The sequence below is a fragment of the Pedobacter sp. SG908 genome (genome assembly GCF_011759615.1).
Classification (GTDB): domain Bacteria; phylum Bacteroidota; class Bacteroidia; order Sphingobacteriales; family Sphingobacteriaceae; genus Pedobacter; species Pedobacter riviphilus.
This window is the reverse complement of sequence record NZ_JAAOYY010000001.1, coordinates 3,457,878-3,482,313: the sequence shown is the minus strand read 5'-3', so window position 1 is coordinate 3,482,313 and position 24,436 is coordinate 3,457,878. Positions and strand designations below refer to the sequence as shown.

Annotated in this window: 18 protein-coding genes; 2 read left to right on the top strand and 16 right to left on the bottom strand. The window is 39.2% G+C overall.

The features are described 5' to 3' along the window. Nucleotides 1-35 precede the first annotated feature (35 nt). Complete coding sequence (locus tag FHT21_RS14105) at nt 36-782, bottom strand: RNA methyltransferase (protein WP_167295274.1); 747 nt, start codon at nt 780-782, stop codon at nt 36-38. On the opposite strand from FHT21_RS14105, the gene FHT21_RS14100 reads away from it, so the two are divergent. After that, nucleotides 773-3,193 carry a BamA/TamA family outer membrane protein gene (locus FHT21_RS14100; RefSeq protein ID WP_167295273.1) on the top strand — a complete coding sequence of 807 codons (2,421 nt, stop codon included), beginning with the start codon at nt 773-775 and terminating at the stop codon, nt 3,191-3,193. The genes FHT21_RS14105 and FHT21_RS14100 overlap by 10 nt on opposite strands. Here the strand turns inward: FHT21_RS14100 and FHT21_RS14095 are convergent, their stop codons facing one another. From FHT21_RS14095 to FHT21_RS14065, 7 genes are all read right to left on the bottom strand, one after another. Beyond that, the gene (locus tag FHT21_RS14095) at nt 3,194-3,763 is read right to left on the bottom strand and encodes a 2'-5' RNA ligase family protein (RefSeq protein WP_167295272.1); all 570 of its coding nucleotides are present in this window, start codon (nt 3,761-3,763) and stop codon (nt 3,194-3,196) included. Between the two features lie 464 nt (nt 3,764-4,227). Beyond that, a complete protein-coding gene (locus tag FHT21_RS14090) occupies nt 4,228-4,758 on the bottom strand; it encodes a hypothetical protein (RefSeq protein WP_167295271.1) in 531 nt (176 codons plus the stop codon). Further along, entirely contained in the window at nt 4,755-7,052 is a 2,298-nt protein-coding gene (locus FHT21_RS14085; RefSeq protein WP_208398920.1) for a patatin-like phospholipase family protein, read from the bottom strand. The genes FHT21_RS14090 and FHT21_RS14085 overlap by 4 nt, the downstream gene beginning before the upstream one ends. A 49-nt stretch (nt 7,053-7,101) precedes the next feature. Next, on the bottom strand, nt 7,102-7,575 hold the full coding sequence (locus FHT21_RS14080) for a TspO/MBR family protein (protein ID WP_167295270.1): 474 nt from the start codon (nt 7,573-7,575) through the stop codon (nt 7,102-7,104). A gap of 45 nt (nt 7,576-7,620) precedes the next feature. Further along, nucleotides 7,621-8,970, bottom strand: coding sequence for a M28 family metallopeptidase (locus tag FHT21_RS14075; RefSeq protein ID WP_167295269.1), 1,350 nt, complete (start codon nt 8,968-8,970; stop codon nt 7,621-7,623). 153 nt (nt 8,971-9,123) lie between these two features. Beyond that, entirely contained in the window at nt 9,124-9,744 is a 621-nt protein-coding gene (locus FHT21_RS14070; protein WP_167295268.1) for an insulinase family protein, read from the bottom strand. A 618-nt stretch (nt 9,745-10,362) separates the two neighbouring features. Further along, nucleotides 10,363-11,199 (bottom strand): alpha/beta hydrolase, encoded by an 837-nt coding sequence (locus FHT21_RS14065; RefSeq protein WP_167295267.1) that lies wholly within the window; start codon nt 11,197-11,199, stop codon nt 10,363-10,365. Nucleotides 11,200-11,355: 156 nt separating this feature from the next. Between FHT21_RS14065 and FHT21_RS14060 the strand changes: the two genes are divergently transcribed. Beyond that, complete coding sequence (locus FHT21_RS14060) at nt 11,356-13,434, top strand: hypothetical protein (RefSeq protein WP_167295266.1); 2,079 nt, start codon at nt 11,356-11,358, stop codon at nt 13,432-13,434. A 75-nt stretch (nt 13,435-13,509) separates the two neighbouring features. Here the strand turns inward: FHT21_RS14060 and FHT21_RS14055 are convergent, their stop codons facing one another. From FHT21_RS14055 to FHT21_RS14020, 8 genes are all read right to left on the bottom strand, one after another. Beyond that, complete coding sequence (locus FHT21_RS14055; protein WP_167295265.1) at nt 13,510-14,019, bottom strand: hypothetical protein; 510 nt, start codon at nt 14,017-14,019, stop codon at nt 13,510-13,512. Beyond that, on the bottom strand, nt 14,012-15,280 hold the full coding sequence (locus FHT21_RS14050) for a hypothetical protein (RefSeq protein ID WP_167295264.1): 1,269 nt from the start codon (nt 15,278-15,280) through the stop codon (nt 14,012-14,014). The genes FHT21_RS14055 and FHT21_RS14050 overlap by 8 nt, the downstream gene beginning before the upstream one ends. Continuing rightward, nucleotides 15,277-16,566 (bottom strand): condensation domain-containing protein, encoded by a 1,290-nt coding sequence (locus FHT21_RS14045; protein ID WP_167295263.1) that lies wholly within the window; start codon nt 16,564-16,566, stop codon nt 15,277-15,279. Before FHT21_RS14045 ends, FHT21_RS14050 begins: the two co-directional genes overlap by 4 nt. A gap of 151 nt (nt 16,567-16,717) precedes the next feature. Continuing rightward, complete coding sequence (locus FHT21_RS14040) at nt 16,718-17,920, bottom strand: nucleotide disphospho-sugar-binding domain-containing protein (protein WP_167295262.1); 1,203 nt, start codon at nt 17,918-17,920, stop codon at nt 16,718-16,720. Between the two features lie 10 nt (nt 17,921-17,930). Then, nucleotides 17,931-19,130: a nucleotide disphospho-sugar-binding domain-containing protein gene (locus tag FHT21_RS14035; RefSeq protein WP_167295261.1), complete on the bottom strand. Its 1,200-nt coding sequence runs from the start codon at nt 19,128-19,130 to the stop codon at nt 17,931-17,933. A gap of 12 nt (nt 19,131-19,142) precedes the next feature. Further along, nucleotides 19,143-19,907, bottom strand: coding sequence for an alpha/beta hydrolase (locus FHT21_RS14030; RefSeq protein WP_167295260.1), 765 nt, complete (start codon nt 19,905-19,907; stop codon nt 19,143-19,145). Then, entirely contained in the window at nt 19,895-20,143 is a 249-nt protein-coding gene (locus FHT21_RS14025; protein WP_223833381.1) for a phosphopantetheine-binding protein, read from the bottom strand. Before FHT21_RS14025 ends, FHT21_RS14030 begins: the two co-directional genes overlap by 13 nt. Before the next feature lie 35 nt (nt 20,144-20,178). Beyond that, entirely contained in the window at nt 20,179-24,414 is a 4,236-nt protein-coding gene (locus FHT21_RS14020) for a type I polyketide synthase (RefSeq protein ID WP_167295258.1), read from the bottom strand. Nucleotides 24,415-24,436: the final 22 nt, after the last annotated feature.

The window sequence follows — 24,436 nt, the reverse complement described above, 5'->3', positions numbered from 1 at the left end:
GCAATTATTAGTTAGCCCGCAAATAATATCTCAATTTAATTTCGAACTCGCACTAACTCAGCACAAAAGATTGCTGCGCTTACGGCCACGTTTAACGATTCGGCTTCCCCAATTCTCGGAATGGTTACCGGTTTATTTATTTTTTTGATTACTTCTGCCGATATTCCTTTTCCTTCATTCCCTAAAATCACTAATCCTTCAGCTCCCCATTGCGTTTTGTAAATCGATTCGCCATCTAACAACGCGCCAAATACAGGTATGGTATTTTTTTCTAATAGTGCTGGTAAATCTGTTTCATAAATATTTACCCGCGCTAAAGAGCCCATTGTGGCCTGTACTGTTTTTGGATTGAATACTTCTACACAGTCGGCTGAGCAAATGATGTTTTTAAAACCAAACCAATCTGCCGTTCTAATGATGGTACCCATATTGCCAGGATCCTGAACACCATCTAAAACCAAAGTGAACTGATTTTTTAGCTCTTTTAAAGCTAATTCTTTATTTTTTGGGATATGAATGAGCGCTAAAAAGCCTTGTGGTGTTTGTAGCGTACTAATCTTGTCTAATTCAGCGTTCTTTACTTCAAATAAGTTTATATTTGCAGGCAATTTGGGTAACAAATTGTATTGTTCGCTGTTGTAAAATATAGTATGGATCTGGTAACTTGATTGGAAAAATTCTTTTATGGATTTTATACCTTCAACAATAAATAAACCATGTTCTTTACGGTATTTTTTTTGATGTAACGATTTTATAAAACTAATCTGTGATTTTGAAAGCATACCAAAACTCAATAAATATTAAACTGAAAAGCACTGCAATATTACTATTTATTATTGTTTTAATTCAGGCCTGCTCATCAACCAAGTACATTCCCGACTATCAATCGATCGTGAAGAAGGTAACTATTGACAGTATAGATGCTAAATTTGAAGAACAGGCTTATAATTATGTTCAGAAAGATATCAGGCCGGCATCGAAATTGAGTATCAATGTGCCTTTGTACAATTTGTTCAATACCAAAGATGGCAGGTATAAAACCAGTGATATTAAGCCATTTGGTACGCCACCGGCTATTTTAGATAGCACATTGGTCGAAATTTCCAGGACACAGATACAGAAGTTTTTAAAAAGTAAGGGTTACCGCCAGGCTGAAGTAACTTCTGCCATAAAGATTGCAGATAAAAAGGCCGAAATTGTATTTAGTGCAAAACCTGGACCTGCTTATTTTATCGATAAACTTTCAGATTCGATACCAAATCGAAATATTAAAAACCTTTACGAATCGAATAAGGCTAAAATAACCCATTTACACAAAGGAATGCAGTACGATGAAGACTCTTTAACGTATGAAAGGGAGCAGATTTACCGCATTATGAAAGAAAACGGATATTTTTATTTCTTAAGGCCATATGTAAATTTCGACGTTTATGGTGCAGAACCTACTTCTAAAACCAATAAAATTGATCTGAACCTAAATGTAACCGACCCAAACGAAAGCGAGCATAAGCAGTTCAATATTGGGTATACCCACATGATTATTGCACCTAACCCTGATGGCTTTCCTGATTCGGTGCGTTATAAACTGAGTAAAGACACGGTTAATGGCGTCATATTCACCGATTTTTCCAAACGTTACCGCAGAAACCCGATTCTAAGATATGATTTTCTGAAACAGGGCGAACTTTATGATATCCGGAATGAAAACCTTACTTACGATCGATTGTATGAACTCAATATTTTTAAAAATGTAAAGATCGATTACTTTAGAAGAGACAGTACTTCCAATAAAGTAAATGCTGTAATCCAGCTTATTCCACAAAAGGTAATGACTAACCGCGTGGAAGGAGAGGTGCCGTTTAATGGAGGTACAGTAGGGTTTACCATCGGAAATACCTATACCAACAACAATATTTTCAGAGGAGCAGAGCGATTTGAACTTCAGGTGAAAGGTGGTTTGCAATCAAGAATAGGCAACGGGGCTAAACCTTTTAGTGATATTTATCAGCGCGATTTTTCGATCAGTGCAAGCATTACAGTGCCCAGGTTGATGATTCCCTTCTACAATCCGGTTTTGGGCGGTAATGGAATGCCGCATACTACTTTTTCAAGCAGTTATATTTATGCTTTGCAGAAAGATGTATCCGTAAGAAGGATTTTTATCAATTCCATTACTTACGATTGGTTTGAAACCAAATCTAAGCTACACTCTTTTACGCCATTGAATTTCGAATACCGTTTTGGCAATTTAGACCCTAATGTTGATGCTCAAACCGTATTGAATAACCTTTATTACTCAACATTGTTGGGTCGTAAAGATTTAACCCTTGGGATGAAATATACCTATACCTTAAATGCAAATAAGCTAAATGAATACCGGTCTTTTGTTTATTTAAGGGCGGGAATGGATATTGCGGGTAATATGCTGCAGGGCATATCTAAACTAACGGGTGCCAAAAAAGATACTGTGAACAATGCTGCAAAGATATTGGGTTTACCTTTTAACCAATATATGCGCCCCGAGGTTGACATAAGATGGTACAAACACTTAGGTGGGGAGCGGCAGTTTGTAGCGCGTTTAAACGCAGGTGTAGCCTATGCCTATGGAAATTCGGTGTTAACAGGTATACCTTTCGAGAAACAGTTTTTTGCTGGCGGATCGAGCGGCGTAAGAGCCTGGCAGGCCAGAACCATTGGCCCCGGAAATTACGATAGAGGTGTTTTAAGGAGTGATACCCTGAGGAAAGCATTTTTTGGGCTCGATCAACTTGGAACCATGCGCATCGAAACCAACTTTGAATACCGTTTTACCGTGGCCAAGAAATTTTTTGGTGCAACATTAAAAGGTGCAGCCTTTATTGATGCGGGTAATGTATGGAATCTCCGAAAAGGCGAATCAATTCTCGTTGGAACCCCGACACTTGATGAGCAAACCGTGTTTAAGTTAAACAGATTTGTACAACAGCTGGCTATTGGTACAGGTGTAGGCCTTAGATATGATGTACAATACTTTGTATTTCGGTTCGATGTTGGCCTGAAGCTTAAAGATCCTCAGTTTACAGGTTCGGATCAATGGGTTATCGGTAAGTTTTTATCTGGGGCGAGAGATTTTAAAAATAGTTATAACGCCACACATGGGCCTGATACCTATCGTTTCCTACAATATAACTTTGGCATAGGCATGCCGTTTTAATTAAGCAAAAAGACTTAAAGCTTTAGGTTTTGTACCGGGATCTTTAAAATGGAATTCTTTAAAGGGCTGCCATCTTTTATCCATATGTTGGTAAACAGAAAAAGATGAAACCTGAAATTCCCGCTTAAATTTCCTGTCTTTGAATTCAGTAGAAATCTGTTTGAAAACGGGCGGTTTTACATCTCGGAACGCCAAAGTTAAATGTGGATTGAATTTTTCTTTTTTTTCTATCAATTTTAAAGCTTGTAATGCTTTGGTTATCTGTTTTTCTAGGTTCATTAACCCATCGTTTTGTTCAACATCGAGATAAAAGGTATGCTCCGGAAATGAACTGAAATTTCTGAGCACCTGGGTAAAGGGCTGACTGAAAGATGCATCTGTTAAAGCTTTAAAAAATCTTTTTTCTGCATCGTAAGCTGATAGTTTTACCGGTGGATATAAGGTGATGTGTGCCGGCCGTTTTAATGATTCGTGTACATTAAATTTATCCGAAATGTATGTTCTAATTTCATCGATATCTTCTACAATAGAAATAGGTGGGACTAGGCACACTAAAAATAGATTTTCCATAGATCAAATTTACTAAAAATATTAGTAAAAAAAGCAATAACGAATCGTTAAAAAACGATTTGTTATTTTCACACTCGTTGGAAACGAGCGTGAGCGTAAAATATCAGGATCCCACTTCGATCGGGCTTAAGAACCTAATGCGGTGCTGCTATTGCTGGTAAAATAAACCCACCGCCCCTGTAGTTCGTGTGCCCAGGAGCTTATTTTCATTTGAGCTTAGACGAACCTGCGTTAGCTAAACCCGACCGACAGCGTTACCCCGGTTTAAGCGTAATTTAGCTTATTGAACATTTATCGGGGTTAAGCAAAGGGCGGGACGGGTAGAACCGAAGCACCACAGGAATTGCTTTTCTAAAAAGAATAAAAAAAATTATTGCATGAGATTGCTTCGGCTCGCGCTTGTCCAGCCTCACATACTATAGCTATCGGATGACGATTCGTGATGAAAAATTAATTCAAAAACGTCAGACGAGGTTCTTTAATCCATCAAATATACTTTCGAAAAAGGTAGAAAGGTTTAAGCCATTGCTGTGGTTAAAATATACAAACACCAGAAATACAATTACCACAAATATGATTAGTTTGCGGAAGGCAAAAGCAATAATAACCAGTATGATCGGAATGATGAAAAGCCATAAACTATTTATGGCATACGGGCTTAAATCGGTATCTTTTTTGTACACATACACGAGTTTGCTGTGCGTACCGGAGTCGTTTTGATGTTTAATATAAACGAAGGTAGATTTATCGATCGGTAAAGGCAGCACGGCTATGCCATCATTAAACTTTAGTACCTGTGTAAAACCACTTACACTGAAGGTATACGTTCCATTTATATTTTCGTTGGGATTGTTTAGCGAATCGGCTGCAATAATGGCCAGTTTATTGTTTTTAAGCAAATTCTCTTTTACCAGAAAATTATTGATTGCTGCGGTTTGTGCAGTGCTGAAAAGCCCGATTAAACACAGCGAAAGCAAGAGTAAGATTCGTTTCATTCGATAGAACGTTTATTGTAAATTAAATAACCGATATGCAATAATACACCATTTCTTTTAACAGCATCATTATATAAATTATAACTTAGGCTAACCGGTCCCAAAGGGGAGTGATAAACCAGGCCAGCGGTACCAGCATAGCGTAATTTTGTAATGGGCTTTGCATAATTTATATCCTGAAAATTATTCAGCTCAAATTCTTTATGGGGTAAAAATAAATAACCTTCTAATCTAAAGTCAAGATTTTTTTTGACATTATAAATGTTTTTTATTCCGCCTGCGGCATAGGTGGTTGCCCTAAACTTATCCAGAAATAGCGAGCGGCTATCTTGCAGGGGGTAAAAAGCCGGAGCAGTTAAAAGTGTTGCGTAATAGTTGCTAAATAAGGGTTGGTTAGAGAAAACGCCTTCCACAATATAACCCAAAGTATATTTTTTAAGATGTAAAAAGTAGTTTTCCTGAGTGAGCTTAATGCTGCCCCATTGGTGTAGCCGGCTACTACCCGGAATTTTCACAAAACCTGGGGTGTTGCGGAAAATATTACCCGGATTGTAATTTTCGCGACCAGTAGTGTAATTAAAACTTAACGAAAAGCTTTGACCATTGGTGGCATATTGTTTTCTGTTCAGTGAGTTTTTTTCGAAGTTTAACGAGCCCCTGAAACCGTTGAATATGGTTTGGTCTAATAAATCGCCTACGGCAAAGGTATTGTTTGGGCTATAGCGGTCGTTATTATTTATAAATGTAGAATGAAGAACAATTTTGGTATTGTAATTTAAAGGCATTCCCATCATGAGATCAATCTTCCGGTCTGATTGTTCGATGTAAATAGGGCGCGGGTTTTCGATAAATATCTGGCTGGTATTATAGAAATTCCAGTGATTATAGGTTAATTCGGCGGCGAGAAACAAGGGGAGCCTGGTTGGGTAATCTACCCGGCCATTTACCTGTACCGATTCGTAAAAACGGCCAGAGTAAAAACTCGTTCCAAAAGTATAAGATTTTTGGTTGAGGTAATTGTACTGGGCACCCAAAAACACATTACTGATCGGTCTTGTAGAGATATTGCCACCTAATTCGAGTTTAAAGCTCTTCTTTGGCTGTGCCACTACCTCAAAAGTATAACTGTCTGTTGCAGCTTGATAAGAAATTTTAGGATATACTGTTTCGAAGGTTTGATCGGCTACCAGCTTATAATACCCACGTTTAATATCTTGCAGGTTAAAAGTAGTTTTATCGCTCTTGAAAAGTCTTTCTACATATTTTTTCTGCTGACTGTTTACACCTGTTACGATAATGTTACTGAACTTTAGATCTGGTTTTTTCGCATTAAATTTTTCCCTTCTTTCTGCCAATTCTTTATCGCTCACTCTTTTACTGATTAAAGCTTTAATTCTTGGCATATCGGCCATTGTTGCATCATATCCTTTTTTGATCAGCTCTTCTACAGGTGCAAAATTAGTTACACTATAGGTAGCTAAATCGGGTTGGATGTATACGCCGTTTTTACCGATCATGGTAGAATCTGATTTAGATAGAAACATATATACCAAAAAGCGGTTCATTAAACGATCATCGATGTTTTTAGGGTACTCGTTATAAGTTTTAGAAGAAACATTGGCGCCTATTACATAATCGGGCTTAAAATCTCTTTCCATTACATCGGCAGGGAAATTATTATAGAGTCCACCGTCAAAAACATATTTTCCATCTAATTTAATCGGTCTGTAGATAATAGGCACCGTCATGGTTGCCCTTACAGCTTCTGCCAAACTTCCTTTGCTTACCGTTATGCTTTTTTGCGAAAGTACATCTGCAACCATACAGCGATAGGGAACAAAAAGATTATCGAAATTGTCTTTAGAAACGGCAGAAGCCTGCGAAAAAAGCTCAAGGAAAGCAAAGTTTAAGGGAATATCATTAATGAGGTTAGAGCGGAAACTAAAATGAAAACCTGTATCAATGGCCACTTTTGCAGTAAGCATAGAGGCATTGGCTGCATTTTTCTGGAAATAATAGGTATAGTCGCTGGTGTATCGCCCGTTTACCCAATTTTGGAAGTCGTTGCTCAATGCAATTTTTTCTATTTCCGCAGGACTATAACCTGCAGCATACATGGCACCAACAATGCCGCCCATCGATGTGCCGGTAATATAATCGATAGGAATGTGGTTTTCTTCCAAAGCCTTTAATGTGCCTATGTGGGCTAATCCTTTCGCACCGCCACCACTAAATACAAGACCTACCTTTTGCGCCTGCAATTGGTTACAGCACAGAACGAAGAGGATCAGCAAAAATCTTTTAAAAGTTACCACCCTTAAAAATAGGGGTTTTCTTTTAAAATTAATTCAATATGAAAATGTTGTAGGTTAAAAATGATGCAAAAGTTACCCAAAGGATATAGGGGATAAATATTAAACCTGCCCATTTGTTTATTTTATAGAATATGGATGCATTGATGATAATGATAACCAACAATAAAATAATTTCGGCCAGGGCAAAACCTATCTCGTGCAGGTAAAAGAAAATAAACGACCAGCCTAAATTTAAAATTAACTGGATAAGGTAAATGGCCACTGTTCGCGGGAAATGAACAATTTTATCGCGTCTGATCCACACCAAATAAGCCGCAATACCAATAAGTATATAAAGTGTAGTCCAAACAGGTGCAAAAAGCCAGTTTGGTGGATTAAAGGATGGTTTATCTAATGTTGGATACCAGGTTTTAACCGATTGTGCCGTTGCCCATCCGCCTAAAGCACCAACACCCAGTGTGATGGCTATATTAATGATAAAAGCCAGAGGTTTTAATTTCATGCGCTAAATTTGAGTTTAAACAACGGCAAATCTTAAATGTTTTTATTATCTGCCAATAGCTGGTACTACAGGTAGACTTTCAGTGTCGTCATTCCCGATGCTTTGAACCGCAAATAAATAATTGTCTTTACTATAGGGTAATCTTAATTCGGTGGCAGATGTGAAAAATTTCTTTTCCCAAACTGCACTGCTGGTTTCACGCATCAAAACATAATAGCCCTTTACCGAACCATTAGTAGGTGCTTTCCAGTATAAAAAGGTAGCGTTGCTCAGGTTTTTTACATCAACCTTTACTTCGGTAGGGCTTGATGGGGCTTTGGCCAGATTGGCCAAAACAGCAATATTTACACCTGTATTTTTACGTAAATATTCGAAATCCATAAATTCCTGAAGATCGCCATACTTAACACCTTTCTCTATTCTAAGGTCTTGGTGCTGGTGATCGAAGTTTTCGTTCATTTCGGTTATGCGCACCGCAGTAAAGCCATTTTCTACGAATGGGGTATGGTCTCCACCACGGAGAAACCTGTCGTTTCTGTAAATTAGTTTAACTTCTAGCTGATCTACATAACGTTCGCCTATTTCTTTAACATATCGGGCCAGCTGGCGGCTTTTGCCATCGTTCTCCAAACCAAATTGACGGATGCTCTTTGCATTTTTATCCAGATCGAAGCTGGGTAAACCCTCGCTAAATACACGTAGCCTGGTATTATCTATGATCTGTGTTTCGCTGCTGTTGTTGCTGCCTATCATATCATTGTTTAACATGGCATCTACATTCCAGTTTTCTTTTTTTGCTTTTGCGGCCATAAAACCAGAGCCCAATAAAGATTGCTCTTCACCACTCACAGCTACAAAAATTATGGTTGCAGGGAATTTATATTGACTCATAATCCGTGCAGCCTCTATTACACCGGCAACACCACTGCCATCATCATTGGCACCTGGTGCATCACTGGTTCTGTTCATTACATCAGTAACACGGCTATCGAGGTGCCCGCTTACCACATAAACGCGTTTGTCGTTTGTATCAGTGCCTTTAAGCATGGCTACAGCATTGCCCAAAAGCGTAGGTTGATCTACTCTTTTGCCATCAGGTTTAAATGTAATGGTATCCAGGTATGCCGTAAGCCTGCCATCGCTTTGCTTTGCAAATTGATTAAACTTATTCAGTACCCAATTTCTGGCTGCTCCAATTCCTTTTGTTTTACTTTTAATATCGCTAAGTGTATTTCTTGTTCCAAAAGAAACCATTTTACTGATATACGATTTTAGCGAATCCTGGTTCACCGCTTTAACCATTTTATCGATATCCTGATTTCGGTTAACCACAACTTGAGCCCGTAGAGATAAACTTAAAAGAACAAAAAGGAGAAGGGTGTAGATTTTTTTCATTAGTCGGTTTTTTCGGAAAATGATGATTTTATTAAAACGAATATATTGAATGATTCCTGGAATACGGATAGCTAAAACCCGATCCCTTGTAACATTTTGGGCATAAAAAAAGCCCTCTGAAACTAATCAAAGGGCCTAGACTTAATTTTAATATTACCTTGCCACAGTTGATGCAAGTTCTTGAGTTCGGTTCCAGTTGCCAAAAGCTTTTTTCGCAGAAGCTTTGGCCGTATTTAATTCAACATCTCCTGCAATGGTTAAAAATGTTTTGTCAGGAGAAATCTGGCTATAAAAGTTTTTAACATCGTCCAAGGTTAATGCATTGATCGAATTTTCATTTACCGTTTGGTCATAATCGTAATCCTGCAATTTTATACTGGCAATTAACTTAGCTTTTGCTGTATTAAAAGTTTTTTGATCGAAGCTCGCATTTTGAATTACAGAAGCCATTGTTGACAGGTCTTTTTCAAGATCAGCATTTAATGTAGCTAACTTACCGCTGTTATCTTTAAAGCTAATATTTGAATTTTTATTTAAGTTTTCGTTTAAAACCGCATTCAACAACTCCACAATGCCATCTTTTTTGCCCTCAAAGGCCTTAGTATCTAATGTAAAGCTAGTATATGCCTTTGGTGAACGGTCATTTTCAGAAATAATGATATTCATGCCGTTCTTAAGTTTAAAGCTCACAGGCTCCTTAAAATTTTGAGCTTTTGCATGGTAAATCGATAAAATACTTAATGTAGCAAGTGCAATTGTTTTAATTTTGTTCATTTTATTTTTTTTAATTTTTTACGATTGTGATTTTTGTTTAATCCTTTAAAATCTACTTATTTATGGTTATTTCGACTATATCTAGTCTTTAGGAAGGTGAAAAACCTAGACGAATAGGGAATACGCTCGTTGAAAAATGGGGAATAATTTTTGCAAATATAATATTTATTCATTTTGTTCATTATTTATTTGCGAAAAATTTTTCTATAGTTATGTTTGATTTTATTTGCAATGATATCTGATTATGAGTTGTTTAATCGTTTGTTGGCTGTGTAATCGTCAGGTGTATAATAAGTCGCCTTTAAAGATTGATCCAACTTTGAAATTGACTAATGAACACGAAAGTGCAAGCAAAGCTTATCCAAATTTAGCCTTCCGGAGAATATGAAAAACTAAAACGTATTGCGCAAAATGCTTTCAGCCATTTCTGTAATAACTAAGCACTTAGCTAAATCTGCATCTGCAATCTATTGAGGAAGGTGGCTTAAGTACAGATTAATATGGGTATCGGGTAGAATTGATTGTCAAGACATGCAAAACGGTTAAAGAAGAAGCGCAGACATTTTTTAGAACAATAACCTGCACTTCTCCCTTGTTTTACTATTGATGGGCAAATTTTTAGGGGGTATACAGATGATCTGATGCTGATTTTAAACTGATATCTTCAATAAAATCTTTTATTTCTCTTATTGTTTCTTCTGGTTCGCTAATGTGCGGAAAGTGACCTGTGGCTTTCATGACAACCAAAAAATTCTCGGGTGTATTTTTATGGATAAATTCGCCGGCTGATAAGGGAGCCATAATATCGTTCGAACTTTGCAGGGTAAGGCTTGGCACTTCGAGGTTTTTTAATTTGTCTCTATAATCGGCCTTAAAAGTAGCCATTGCAAAGGCCAGGGCCACGCTCGGGTCGGTAGCCTCAAAACATTCCTGTAAAAAATCAGCTAATTCGGGTTTTAAAGGGCTATTCATCACCACTTGTGCCAATTGTTTGCTCCAGGACACATAATCATCTGCTATATGCTCAAATATGGTTTCAATGTCTCCTATATTAAATCCACCGATATAATCATGATCATTTAAATATCTTGGCGAAGGACCAATAAAAACTAGTTTTTTAAATACTTCTGGCATCTGTAATGCGGCAATCATGCCAATCATACTGCTTACGGAGTGGCCAACAAATATAATATTGTTCAAATCAAGCGCTTCTATAATATCGATTATATCGCAGGCATATCCTTCCAGTGTAGCATATTTTCGCTGGTCGTATTGGCTTAGGTCTGAATCACCCGAGCCGACATAATCAAATAGTATCACCTTATAATCTTTAAGAAAAGCGTCAGTAATAAATTTCCAAGAACTTTGCGCACAGCCGAAGCCATGGGCAAATACGATTACCTGACTACCTTCGCCAAGGATTTTTACGTTATTTCTGAGGAGTATAGGGTGCAAAATGTTTGGTTTTAATTTTATATCAAATTAAGTAATGTTATTTATTTTTTTAAAATAAAATAAGTAATGAACGAAATGCATTACTATTTGCCAACTGTTTTATGTTTTGTATTAATTGTTATCTTGCATTATATCTTACTAAAACGATTAAGTTGAATGAAAAATAGTATTTCTATATTATTGATAATATGCTTTTCGGCATTTTACGCGCAAAGCCAGGTAAATCTAAAAGCATTTAAAATCAACGGTGCTACCGTTTCTTCCAATCAAAAAGAACTCGTGCTTACCTGGCCTGCTGGTAAAGGGGCCTTTGGTAAAGTAATTTTAGACCTCGACAATAGCAAACCATTGTTTAAAAGTTTGCGGTTAGGTAAGCCAGGAGCCTTAAAAGAAGTGGCTGCCCATCTCGATCCTGCATTTGTGTTGAGAATAGGTAAACGCACCTTAAATTCAAACAGTGGAGGCTGGAACGTCTTTTTTGATCGGGTTCCAACAAGGCCATATACCACAAATGTTGTAAAGTTTGCAAAAGGTGCAACCAGTGTTTCTACGAGAGGCTCACAAACTGTAGTGCGGATAAATGGAGTTCAATGCGAAACATTTAGTGGTGCTTTGGAAATAACATTTTACAACGGAAGCCCTTTGTTTAATGTAGCTGCTGTGGTAGCTACTCCAAAAGATTCAACTGCTATTTTATACGATGCCGGATTGATAAGCAAAAAAGAGACCTGGGCTAACGTGGTTTGGTCTGACGTAAAAGGAAATCTTCAGCGCGAAAAGGCAGCACAAGCAGATCCAAGTAAAAATTTGGAAGTAAAATACCGCACAGTTATTGGCGAAAATACAGGTGGAAGTTTGGCTGTTTTTCCTGCCCCGCACCAATATTTTTATCCCTTAGATGAAGCCTTTAATCTTAAATTTACCTGGAAAGGGAGCAACTACTTAAATCTGATTCCCGATTTTGGCATCGGTATCCGTCAAGATCCTTTGGGAGATAAGCGTTATGTGCCCTGGTTTAATGCACCCCCAAATACCCAACAGCGCCTTAATTTTTTCTGTTTACTGAGTGGCGGAAAAGCAGACGCAGCCTTAGAGGAGGTTAAAAGGTTTACGCATAACGATACTTACGTGCCGTTAGCTGGTTATAAAACAATGGCCAGCCATTTCCATAATGAGTTTATTTCGGACGTAGTGCTGAGCGGAAAAACCGTACCAGAAAAGCCCGAATTTGTTGACGTATTGAAAAAAGCGGGTTTAAATATTGTTAAACTTGCCGAATTTCATGGACCAGGACATCCTAAAGGACCAGATTCTGTTCGTTTAAAAGAATTAGATGCCTTATTTAAACAGACCAAAAGGTTATCTGATCCTAATTTTTTATTGCTGCCGGGAGAAGAAGCGAATAACTTTTATGGTGGACACTGGCTGGCATTTTTTCCTAAGCCAATTTATTGGATTATGTCTAGAAAAAGCGATCAGCCTTTCGAAACCAACGACCCGAAATATGGTAAAGTTTACCGCATTAATGATAAAGCAGAAATGCTCAAATTACTGGAACAAGAACATGGTTTAGCCTGGACAGCCCATGCCCGAACAAAGGCTTCAACCGGTTATCCTGACAAATATAAAGAAGAAGACTTTTTTAAATCGGAGACTTTTATGGGGGCTGCATGGAAAGCGATTCCCGGCGATCTTTCTTTACCAACCTTAAGTAAAAGGGTATTGAACCTAATGGATGATATGGCCAACTGGGGTTTGAAAAAACACATTATTTCGGAGGCTGATATCTTTACCATCACCGAGCAAAATGAAATGTATGCACACTTAAACGTGAATTATTTACAGCTGGATAAAGTACCCAACTATGCCGATGGCTGGCAACCAGTTTTAGATGTAATGCGAAAGGGGAAGTTTTTTGTGTCGACAGGTGAGGTACTAATCCCGAGTTTTAATGTTAATGGAAAAGGTGCAGGAGAGACTTTGAAGGTTGGTAATAGCGGAAAAGCAAAGATAAATGTGCAACTCAACTGGACATTCCCTTTAAGTTTTGTCGAAATTGTATCGGGCGATGGAGCAAAGGTTTACCGAAACCGTATTAATTTGAATGCTACACAGGCTTTTGGCAAAAAGAATTTTAGTTGGTCGGTAAATTTAAAAGGCCGCCATTGGGTAAGGGTAGAGGCCTGGGATATTGCCACCAATGGTGCTTTTACACAAATGGTTTGGTTGGAATAATGGTTTTTCATTATTCGCTGTGTCATCCTGAGGGTTAATTTATTTTATAAAATCAATATGAGTGATGTACAATTACTATACCGCATCATCTTTAAACCTTCTAATAGCAAGATAGAAAAAGGTAATAGAATATAAACCCGCTAACAATCCTGCACATATCGCAGATGGGGTAATCCCGAAATCGTGATTTTTAGGGAAAGAGAAGTGTAGTGCAAGCATCAAAGCAAATACAGCCAAAATACTATACAAGCCATTTAATCCTGCTTTTTTCAATATAAAAGGGTAGCCCGTAATTTTTTCGTCTATTTTATAGTTTATGGCGCCTGAATGCTGCAGTTCTTTTATTTTCTTTAAAATATCAAGTGTAATCATAAACGGTAGTAATAACGACATGGGCAATAAAAACCTGGCCAGATTTTGTTCGCCACTAAATAAGTGTACCGAATTTTGTGCTTTAAAAGCAAAATAAGGCACTACAGTATTTAATACCGTATTTGGAATAAGGTGTAAAAGCAAGTTTTTGCGCACAAATTTCCGCCAATTCGAAACCTTTGTCTGCTCGTCATACTCTACGTAATCAGACATTGGCCAACTCATTTAAATTTTCCTTAATCAATTCTATTACCCTGTCTTTGATCTGCCAGGCTTCAAATTCCCGAAGGAACGATTCGTTCGACATAAAAGAGAAATCCAGCTGTCCGTTAAAAGTGCTGCATACTAAAGTATTGGCGTTTTTCCATGGAAAAGCAACAGTGGGACTATAAATAGTTTCAATAGAAAAATTCTGATAATCCTTAGGGATGTTTAAAAGCCCCATGTTACTGAGTGTAACATCGTGTGTACCCTTCGTTGTTTTCAAAAAGCCAATCATTTTATTTACCGATGAATGGAAATACTCGCTCATGTTTAACAAGTCGTGAACTTTCATTTCTACTACTTTTGCTTCCAGATCGGTTTTTAAGCTTCTGGTTTTTGTCCAGAAATCATTTTCGCCTTGCGCTAGTTTTAACTCCACAATGGGTGCAAAGGCAAACATGGTATCTTGTTTTATGGCCTCCACAAATCGCCTGATATCAACCGGACAGATCACCTTGCCATGGGCTTTGCTGCCTTGTACATGTTTAAAAGCTTCCATAAAGGCCACACAAATTGCTGCATGAACAGTAGTATTTTCTTCCTTACACTTAATTAATAGGTTTTTGGTATCCTCTGCACTAACTTTCCAATGAACAGCATAGTTGCTTCTCTCTATGTTATTGTTTGAAGTAGATTTAAAAAACAAAAACAAACGACCGAGCGCTGCAAAAATTTTCCCTTTAAAATGGCCCGCCTTGCTGATTACAAAATCTTCGGGTAACAGGTCGCGAACAGAATGAAATGAAGGATATGGAGCCAGATCTTGTTCAGGATTATCAATCAGGGTCATTAGCTCACGCATCAGATTTAAAATGGTTGTTCCATCGCAAATACAGTGTGGAAGCACGAGCAAAAGATCTGATTCGATTTCGCCTTTTAGCCAAACTAACCTAGCTAATGGCTCGTTTGGGGCATCAAAAAGTTTATACCACTCTATTTTTGATTGTTTTAACCAATCCTCTTCCGTTAAACGATCAGCAATTCTAACCGGTATTTTTCTGATGTTTTCGTTACGTACGAAATATGGTGTTTTACCTGTAGCATCGATATTCATTTGCAGCAGTGGATGTTTCTGCTGGATTTTAAACAGTGCCTTGTGCAAATTTTCTTCAATGATTTTGCCTGAAATCTTAGCGCCAAAAACACAGTTTAATGGTGTTTTGGCATCTACATGCATTATTCTTTCTCCTAAAATTAATCTTCTTTTCATGCGGTCGCAGTTAAAATCTCGATTGGTTTTTCAACCTGTTCTTTAAGGATAGCTATTACTTTTTCTTTTATGGCTTCTGCTTCTACAAAAGGAACATAACCTTCGCTAGCCACAAAGGTAAAATCCATTTGATTACGGTAGGTCGAGGCAATCATGGTGGTTGTGTTGCCTAAAGGCCCCATTACCGAAGGGCTGAATATGGTTTCTACCTCAAAGTTTTGATATCGGTACTCGATATCTATTTTGCCCAGGTTGGAAAACATGCAATCGTTACTTGATTTTCCATACTTTAAGAAATTGGTGAAGTTTTTTAAGGCAGGGTGGCATGCTTCCATCATCATCATTAAACTATATGGATTTAGCTTGGCCGATTTATCATTTACGTCCTTTTGCAATGCTTTAACATTGTTTAAAAAATCCTTTTCCGGTAATAAAGAGAGTACAATCATTAATCCGAAAGCAAAAATGTGGTCTTTTTTTATAATAGGATTAAAGTTCCTGATATCGACCGGAAGTGATATTTTATTAAATGCTTTTTCTTTTCTTACTTCTTTAAAGGCCGTTAAAACTGCGGCACTTAAGAGCGTATTTACCGTAAACTGATTGGCTTTGCAAAACTGGATGATCTGTGTAGTGAAATCCTGATCAAATTTCCAGCGGAGCATAAAATCTTTTTTTCGCTCTACAGCTATTTTCTTGATGGGGATAATCCAAAGTGCTAAAGTGGCAATTTTACCGATCAATCCGTTTTTGGTTCGGTTGCGGTAACTGTTCAATACCTTTTTCGGAATCACATCCTTTACACCCATAATTGGAATTTCTTTGCCAATATCGGTATCAGGGTCATCCAAGAGCTGAAGCAATTCTGTTAAAATAGAAAGTGCCGAAGTGCCATCGCAAAGACAATGGTGATATACCATCAAAAATTCAGATACCTCTTTACCTTTAACCCATGTAATGCGACAAAGTGGTGCAATTGAAGCATCAAAAACGGTTTTCCATTCATAGGTAGATTCTTCCTCCCAATGCTCATCATTTAGCCTGTCTACAATGCGAATAGGGATTCTAAAATTTTCGGTAAGATTGGTGACAAACCAAGGCCTTTTATCTTCGTCAAAACGTATTGCGGCGGTTAACCAGGGATGTTTTTTTTGGATTTTGAATAAGGCAAACCTTAAATCGTCTTCCTTGATTTCTCCCCTGATTTTGAAAGGTATTACAATGTTAAACGGGCTTTTTCCATCCCCGTATAACATCCTTTCGCCAAATAACAGTTTTCTTTTCATTTTTTAGTATTATAAAGGTTTCGTCATCCCGAATTTACGCGCTTCGTCATCCTGAATTTATTTCAGGATCTTAATAGCAGGAAAGATGCTGAACGAGTTCAGCATGACGACCATCCTTAGCGACCATATTGTTAAAGTTGACAACTCTCCATTAAGCCGTTTCCACAGCTTGGGCTGTTTTTGCAAAATCTTCTAGCAGTTGCACGGCCTTATCGTTACCGCCAGCTGCAATGAATGTTTCTTTTATTTTTTGAGCGGCCTGGCGATATTTCGGGTTTTCTAAAAGCTCAAAAACGGTATTTCTTAAATCGCTAATGCGCAAACGCTTGTAACGGATACTTACCCCACAACCTGCCTGCTCAATTAATTTTGCAGTGTGAAAATGGTCGTAAGCAATAGGGGTAATCAACATTGGTAAGCCATTGGTAAAAGTATCGTTTACCGTATTGAAACCACCATGGCAGATTACGGCATCCATATGCGGCATCAATTCTGATTGTGGCACAAAACCATTTACAATAAAGTTATCAGGCCATTTTTCAAAAATATCAGGATTGGTTGCGGCTACAATGGTTACAGGTTCGTTTTCGAAGGCGGTAATCAGTTTCTGGAAAAATTCCTTACGGATATCAACCAATAAAGTACCCAGTGATACAAATATTTTAGGCGTGGAGGCTTGACTTAAACGTTCCCAATCGAATGGGGCTAAATTTGGCCGGCCTTTTACCGGACCAACAAAATGCATGTGCGGTGGTTTTTCTTCAAACCCTGCAAAGGCCTGTGAAGTGAAAACCATATTTAACTGGTGAGAATGGATATGGATATCATCACTATAGATACCCACTTCTCTTTGTAAACCTTTAATCAGATTTTGCTGCCACTCGAATATTTTAGGGGCGCTGTTTGCTGTATCGCCCATCACATCTGGTGGCACTGGGGTAGTGGTAACAGATGGTATGCCTTTTAAATGTGCACTTAAAGCGCCTGCAAAGGTAATACAGTCGTTAATAATTACATCGGGTTTCCAGACGTCAACAAAATTGTTCAGCCCTTTCATCATCATTTTGGCAAAAGGAACATAAGTTTCTTCGAGCGCAAGCTTCATTACCTCCGGACCAGAACACGCAGGGCCATCATCCTGGCGTTTTAAAATGCGTTGTATTTCATCAGCATACTCAGCCAAATCTTCTTCGGGATAAATAAATTCGCCACCTTCTGGCAAATGTACCTGTGCAAGGGGCGTAATACCCAACCATTTTACCTCATGGCCGCGGGCCAATAAACTGGCGCCAATACTTAATGTTGGACTAATATGACCGAAAAAAGGCGGGACAACGAAAAGGAATTTTGACATAATGTATAATTTAACTGATGAATACGTTAGATGTTTTGTTACTTAATGTTTCCAGTAAATCGGCAGCACTTTCTGTTCCGCCGGCCTCAATAAAGGATTTTTTAATCTGTTCTGCAGCGATTTTATAACTATCGTCCTGCAGCACTTTATTTACCGCTTCTTTAAGATGGCTGGCTTTAAAACGGTTAAAATTTAAGCGCTCTCCAGCACCAACCCTAAAAACACGTCCGGCAACATGGCTTTGATCGTAGGCAATTGGAATAACCACCATGGGCAAGCCATTCATTAGGGTTTCGCAAACGGTATTATGTCCGCCATGGCAAACTACCGCATCCAGGTGTGGTAAAAGTTCCAATTGCGGTACCTGACGCTGTACTGTAAAATTAGCAGGCCATGCTTCAAATAAAGCGGGATCGGAAACCACCACCACATGGAGGTCTTCATTTGCAAAAGCTTCGATTACCTTGGCAAAAAAAGCTTTTTTATGTTCGTGATCGAAGGTGGTACCAATGCTCACCAATATTTTAGGCTGACTGGTATGAAATGCTTCCCAGCGAAAAGGAATAGAGGTTTTGCGGCGGTTAAAAACAGGGCCTACAAATTTAAAATGTTCAGGTAAATCCATCTCTCCGAAAAAATCGCGGGAGGTAAATACCAACGTGGCGAGATCAGAACAGGCAATGGAGCTGCTCGTGGTGATACCGAATTCTTTTTGCAGGGCTACAATCTGGTTCACTTCCCATTCGTGCACTTTCGGTAATTCATCCATTACTTTTATAGCAGCCGGAGCAGTAACAGAAGTAACATAAGGGTAATTTTTGTTGGTTGCTGCAATGGCACCTGCAAACATCTGATGATCGGTAATCACCAGATCAGGCTTAAACTGATCGAGTAGATCGGCAATGCCTTCGTAACTGTGTCTGTTTAAGGGGATCAGTACCTCTTCGTACAGGAATTTGATACTATCAATGCCGTAAACAATCTTTTTCGTGATGATATCGAGGTATTTTTCTGAATCTTTTTTTTGCTGGTCGTTCTGGTCGTAACTGATTGCGAGCAACTCGCCGCCCTCAGGAAGTTTATTGCCTAGCGATTGATCTAAAGTAATCCATGCTACACGGTGGCCTCTATCCAGTAAAGCTGCACCCATGCTTAAAGTTGGGTTGATATGGCCGGTAAGGGGAGGAACTACAAATACGAATTTTGCCATCTGTGTTTAGTTTTATGTTTCCTGGAAGAAGTTTAATAATGATTCTGCAATAACTAGTGGTTGCTGAATGGGGATATTATGATCGCCGGGTACAGCAATTAACGAAGCATTTTCAATCAATCCATCTAATTGTTTGCCTGCACTAAGGCAATTGGAATCGGTACCATAAAGCAATAGTGTACTCTTTTTTATTGTTTCAATTGCCTTACTGCCAAAAAAATCTTTTTCAAGCACCATGTCGGTTTTAATCGATGTTTGATAAAAGAGGTACTCGTACATGCGGTGGTTGCGCTCCATCTGCCTTTTACCCATTTTCACTTTGGTGGTATCGGTAAAATTTTCGACGTAATGCTCTAAAAACTCGCGGCTGTACTCATCAATAATACCCCTTGTTTTATCATCGTTCGGATCCGGTGCTTCAATTATTGCCAGTTTGTTAATGCGTTCTGGAAAACGGATGGCCATTTTTAAGGCAATCAATCCGCCGAAACTATAACCGCCTAAATGCACCTGCTGTAAGTTTAATGCCTCCATTAGTGCCAAAAGATCGTTGGTCATGCTTTGCAGATCGTAGCCTGTTAATGCCTTTTCGCTCATGCCATGGCTTTTTAGATCATATAGTACTACATGATATTTTGTGGCCAGAAGCGGTGCAATATTAAAATAATAGACAGATAGGTTACTGAACATCCCGTGAACCAAGATGATGGTTTCAGCAGCTTCTTTATTGAGCTCCTGAACGTGAACCGATTTGCTGTTTACTGTTATGATTGGCATTCTTCGATATAAGAGATGATCATGCCTAAGTTTAAGTTGATCAGCTGATCTAAGTCCATTGAAGATAACCAGCCAGTAAAATCAATCTGATCACCGAAGTGTGCTTTGATTTTTTCGGAGAAGGATACAATTTCGATGCTATCCATTTCCAGATCTTTGGTGAAAGAACTTTCTGGGGTGATATCCATTTCTTCAACAAATTCTTCACCGATTACTTCGGTGATAAATTGTTTCATGAGGTTGAAAATTTCTTCGCTGCTTAATTTTGTAGTTATAGTGTCCATCCGATGATATAATTTTTATGTTTGATTGTTTTGATTGTGATGTTGTTGATGCGTAATTCTTCGCCATTGATTTCTTCAATGGTATAAGCTTTTGGATTGCCTTGTAAGCCTTTGCCCAGGTATTTGCCATAGGCTTCTTTAGCCACCCAAAAACGGGTTGCCCATTCTATTTTGTCGCGGCTTTGCAGCAGAGCCATTTCATGATCGTTAAAAACAAGATCAAAGAAACCGGCACTCCGTTCTTCAATATGTTCGATATCGATGCCAACCGGTTCGTTAAAACGCGCTATACCAACGGCATCAGTTCCCTTATGGGCAATGGAGATATTGATGTTATCTGTTAAGCCGCCCTTAACATAAGGTTTGCGGTATTCATCCGAATAAATTTCGAAGGTGATGGGATAACAGGCCTGGTTTTTCTGTGTATTCAATAAATTCCGTACAGCATCTTTTGCGGCTACGCGGCTGATCATCCAGGTTCTTCTTTTATTCGGTAGTAAGTTATTGTGGTGTTTTTTCTCGGTCTGGTTAAAATATCTTTTTAGAATAAAATCCCATGAAACCACACGCGAATAAGCGTTGCCAAAAAGAAAAACACCTGGTGCAACTTCTTCTGATAAACGGTTATGGAGGGGCGACATCGAAACGTTCCATAGCGGTTCGTCTATCTCCAGCCTGCGATTTTGCCAGCCGGTGATGATGAGCCAGGTAATGCCATCTCTTTTCATTACGATATCTGCAGTGGCAAATTCATCGTTAATTTCGGTGAGTACACAGGTACACTCAAAGATGCCTTGCTGGTCGGCCATATCGCCAAAGAATTCTATTTCCTGAATTTTAACCGGGAAAGCAATCCTATCTTTTTCTAAAGTGAGCTGCAGCCATAAACCAAACAGTTGACCTGCATTATCAAGCAATGAGCCTTTTCCGCCTGATGCTTCGATGATGCCTGTGATTCCTTTTTCACCAACTGCGGTCAGTTTTTTGATGCCCTGGTAATCTGGTCCGTGGAACATGTGCGCATCATAAATCTGTGCAGCAGTACGGTCGATATCTAATAATTTTCCAATATCGAAAGTTCTGTTTGGAGCAGCGTTTAACTGTGTTGCCAACTGTACTTCTGCATTTGCATAACGTTCTAAATTAAGGTAAACCCTTTGCTCGTCTTTCCACTCACCAGTTACGGTTTCCTGGAAAGGTTTAACCACGTTCATCCATTGGAACACGCGCATGTTCATGATTTTCTGTACCTTTTCTTCCGGCGACTGTGCATTGGCGATTTCGGCAAACACTTCAAAAATCATGGTCATCGGGATTACCGGGTCCATATCTTCAACCGTTGGCCAACCTTTTGGTTGCCTTAATAGTGAGTGATCGATAAGGTAGGGGCAGTTATCCAGGCTTACATCAAGTTTTTGGCTAAAGGGTTGTCTGACAGGTTTTATTGGTTTAGCAGGTGCCCAATTGCTTGGCCGATCAATCTGAAATGAAGCATTTTCGAACAAATCGATCATTTCGCTCTGCATGTTGATCATTTCCAGTACATTCTCATTAAAGGCCTGTAAAACGGGATGTTTAGCCTCCACAAAAGTTTTGGGTTGTGTGGGCTGAGCTTGTTTAATGGTTAAACCTTTAAGTGTTTGCAGGTTATGGATAATCGGTGAACCCAGTTCGAGTTTAATGCCTTTGTTTTTTTGCGGTGGAGTTGATTTGATGTTGCCCAAATAATTTAGGCCAATTTCTTTTCCTTCAATAAAAAGTGCGGCCAAAACCCTTTGCAACTGCGTAATGCCCGAACGGATCGGCACATTGGCACTAATGGTGCTAAAATCTTTCCCTTTCAGTGTATCGTCAATAAAACCAACTAAACCACCAGAACCCACCTGGATAAATACGCGTGCACCCTCAGCATACAGTTTTTCGGTGAGTTCACGGAAACGTACCGGTTTAATCAGGTGTTCGGCACTTAACTGGCGGATAGCTTCAAAGCCTTCAGGGTAAGTTTCTAAAGTGGTCGCCGACCAAAGCGGAATAGTGGTTTTCCGGAACTGCATATCCTGCATGCCTTCGAGGATCAAGCCCAGTTTATCGGCCACAAATGGAGAGTGGAAACCTGATTGAAAAGGCAAAATCTGATGAAAAATCTGTTTCACCTTCAATATCGGAACCAATTTATCCAATGCAGTTTTACTGCCGCAAAGAATTACCTGTTGCGGGCAGTTATCGTTTGAAAGGTATAAATCGGGAATACTTTCTAAAATTGGCTGAAGCGTGTCTAAACCACAACCCACAGCAATAAAGCGCGAGTCTTTCAATTCGAAAGTTTCGGGGTTGAGTACGCTCAGTAAATTCATTACCGAACTTTCTTCCGCTAATTCCGAAGATCTTGCCGCAAGCCATTCGCCAAGGCTGTGGCCCGCGTTCATATCAGACTTAATGCCCAATTGTTTTAAAGCCTGATCTAAAACACTGCTTTTGTTCAGTATATTGAGTGCTTCGCTTAAAAGGCCATCTTGTTTTTCGTTTTCGTCGATACTAATGTTGAAATAATCAGCTACCGATTTAATTTCGCCGCCAGCAAGTCCGTCTAGACCGGGGAAAACAAAGGCTATTTTACCATCATTCGCCAATAATGGTGCATTGGTGTACCAGATGTCCTGTTTATTTCTCCAGGGAGAATTTTTAGCTACAATTTTTAAGGCTTTTTTGATTCTTTCAGGACTAGGGTTAAACAATACCAAGCGGAAATTTCCGTTCCCAACGCTATAATCGCCGTTTTCGAGCGATTGGATCAAAGCCTCATGACTTGGTCTCGCAATTACCAATACCTCATCTTTTTTTGGAGCATCGTAAGCGGTTAACACCACATGGGCGTTAATCCCTCCAAAACCAAATGCATTTACGGCAGCCAATTTTGGTAAACCCGATTGGTTCCAGTCTATCGCTTTTTGCACTGCAGAAAAACGGGTTTCGGCCAATTGCGATACAGGTTCATCGCAATGTAAAGTAGGAGGGATGATTCCATGATATAAAGCCAGACTCGACTTGATCAGGCCTGCTATACCTGCTGCGGGCATGGCATGGCCGATGTTTGATTTAACAGAGCCGATACCTGCTTTCGGCAGATCGGCATCCTGACCGAAAAACTGCTTTAAGGTTTCTACCTCTGTTTTATCGCCTAGTGGTGTACCTGTACCATGGGCTTCTAAATAGCCGATATTTTTACTTTCCAGTTCTGCATTTTTCCAGGCTTCGGAAATGGCTTTCAACTGGCCTTTAACCGATGGACTCATTACACTGGTTCCACTACCATCGCTGCTAATGCCTACACCTTTAATTACCGAATAAATTTTATCCTGATCTCTGATGGCATCTTCGAGGCGTTTAAGCACCACAAAACCACAACCCTCGCCAATAATCAATCCATCTGCGTTTTGATCGAAAGGTTTTATTTTTTCCTGTTTGGATAAAGCACCCAATTGGGAGAATATACTCCAAAAAGCAGCATTCTGACCTAAATGTACACCGCCAGCAATAATCATATCACAGCGGCCACTATTCAGTTCCTGTACGCCGTGATCTACCGCAATAAGTGAACTGGCACAGGCAGCATCCAGAGTAAAGGCTAAGCCACCTAAATTAAGGCGATTGGCTACCAGCGAGGCTACTAAATTAGGGATCAATCCCATTGCGGTATCAGCACTAAAACGACCTTTGCGTAATTGAAACTCGTGTTTTACCTTTTCAATTTCAGCTTCGGTAAGTTGTGGCATCAAGTCTTTTAATACACTCGAAATCTGTTCGCCTGTCCTTACAATTTCTATCGCACGGGTTGCGCCCGGTCCTACATAATTGCCTTTACCGATAATGATCCCTGTTTTATCGAGCGAGTACTTTTTTTCAAATACTGCTGCATCTTCCAGCGCCTGGTGAACCAGATCTAAGGTTAAGAGATGATCGGGTTCTGTACCTTCAACTGCTAAAGGTAAAATCCCAAACCGCTGTGGATCGAATTGATGATCGGGGATAAAGCCACCACGGTTGCAATAAAAACGATCAACGCCACCCAGGTTTTTGTCGAAATGCACGGGATCAATCCGATCAGCCGGAACCTGCTGTGTAGAATCTACCCGGTTTATAATATTTTCCCAAAAGGTCTGCATATCTTTCGCACCCGGAAAAATGCATGACATTCCAATAATTGCTACGTCGCTTTTCTTCATCTGCTGTTTGGTTATGCGATTT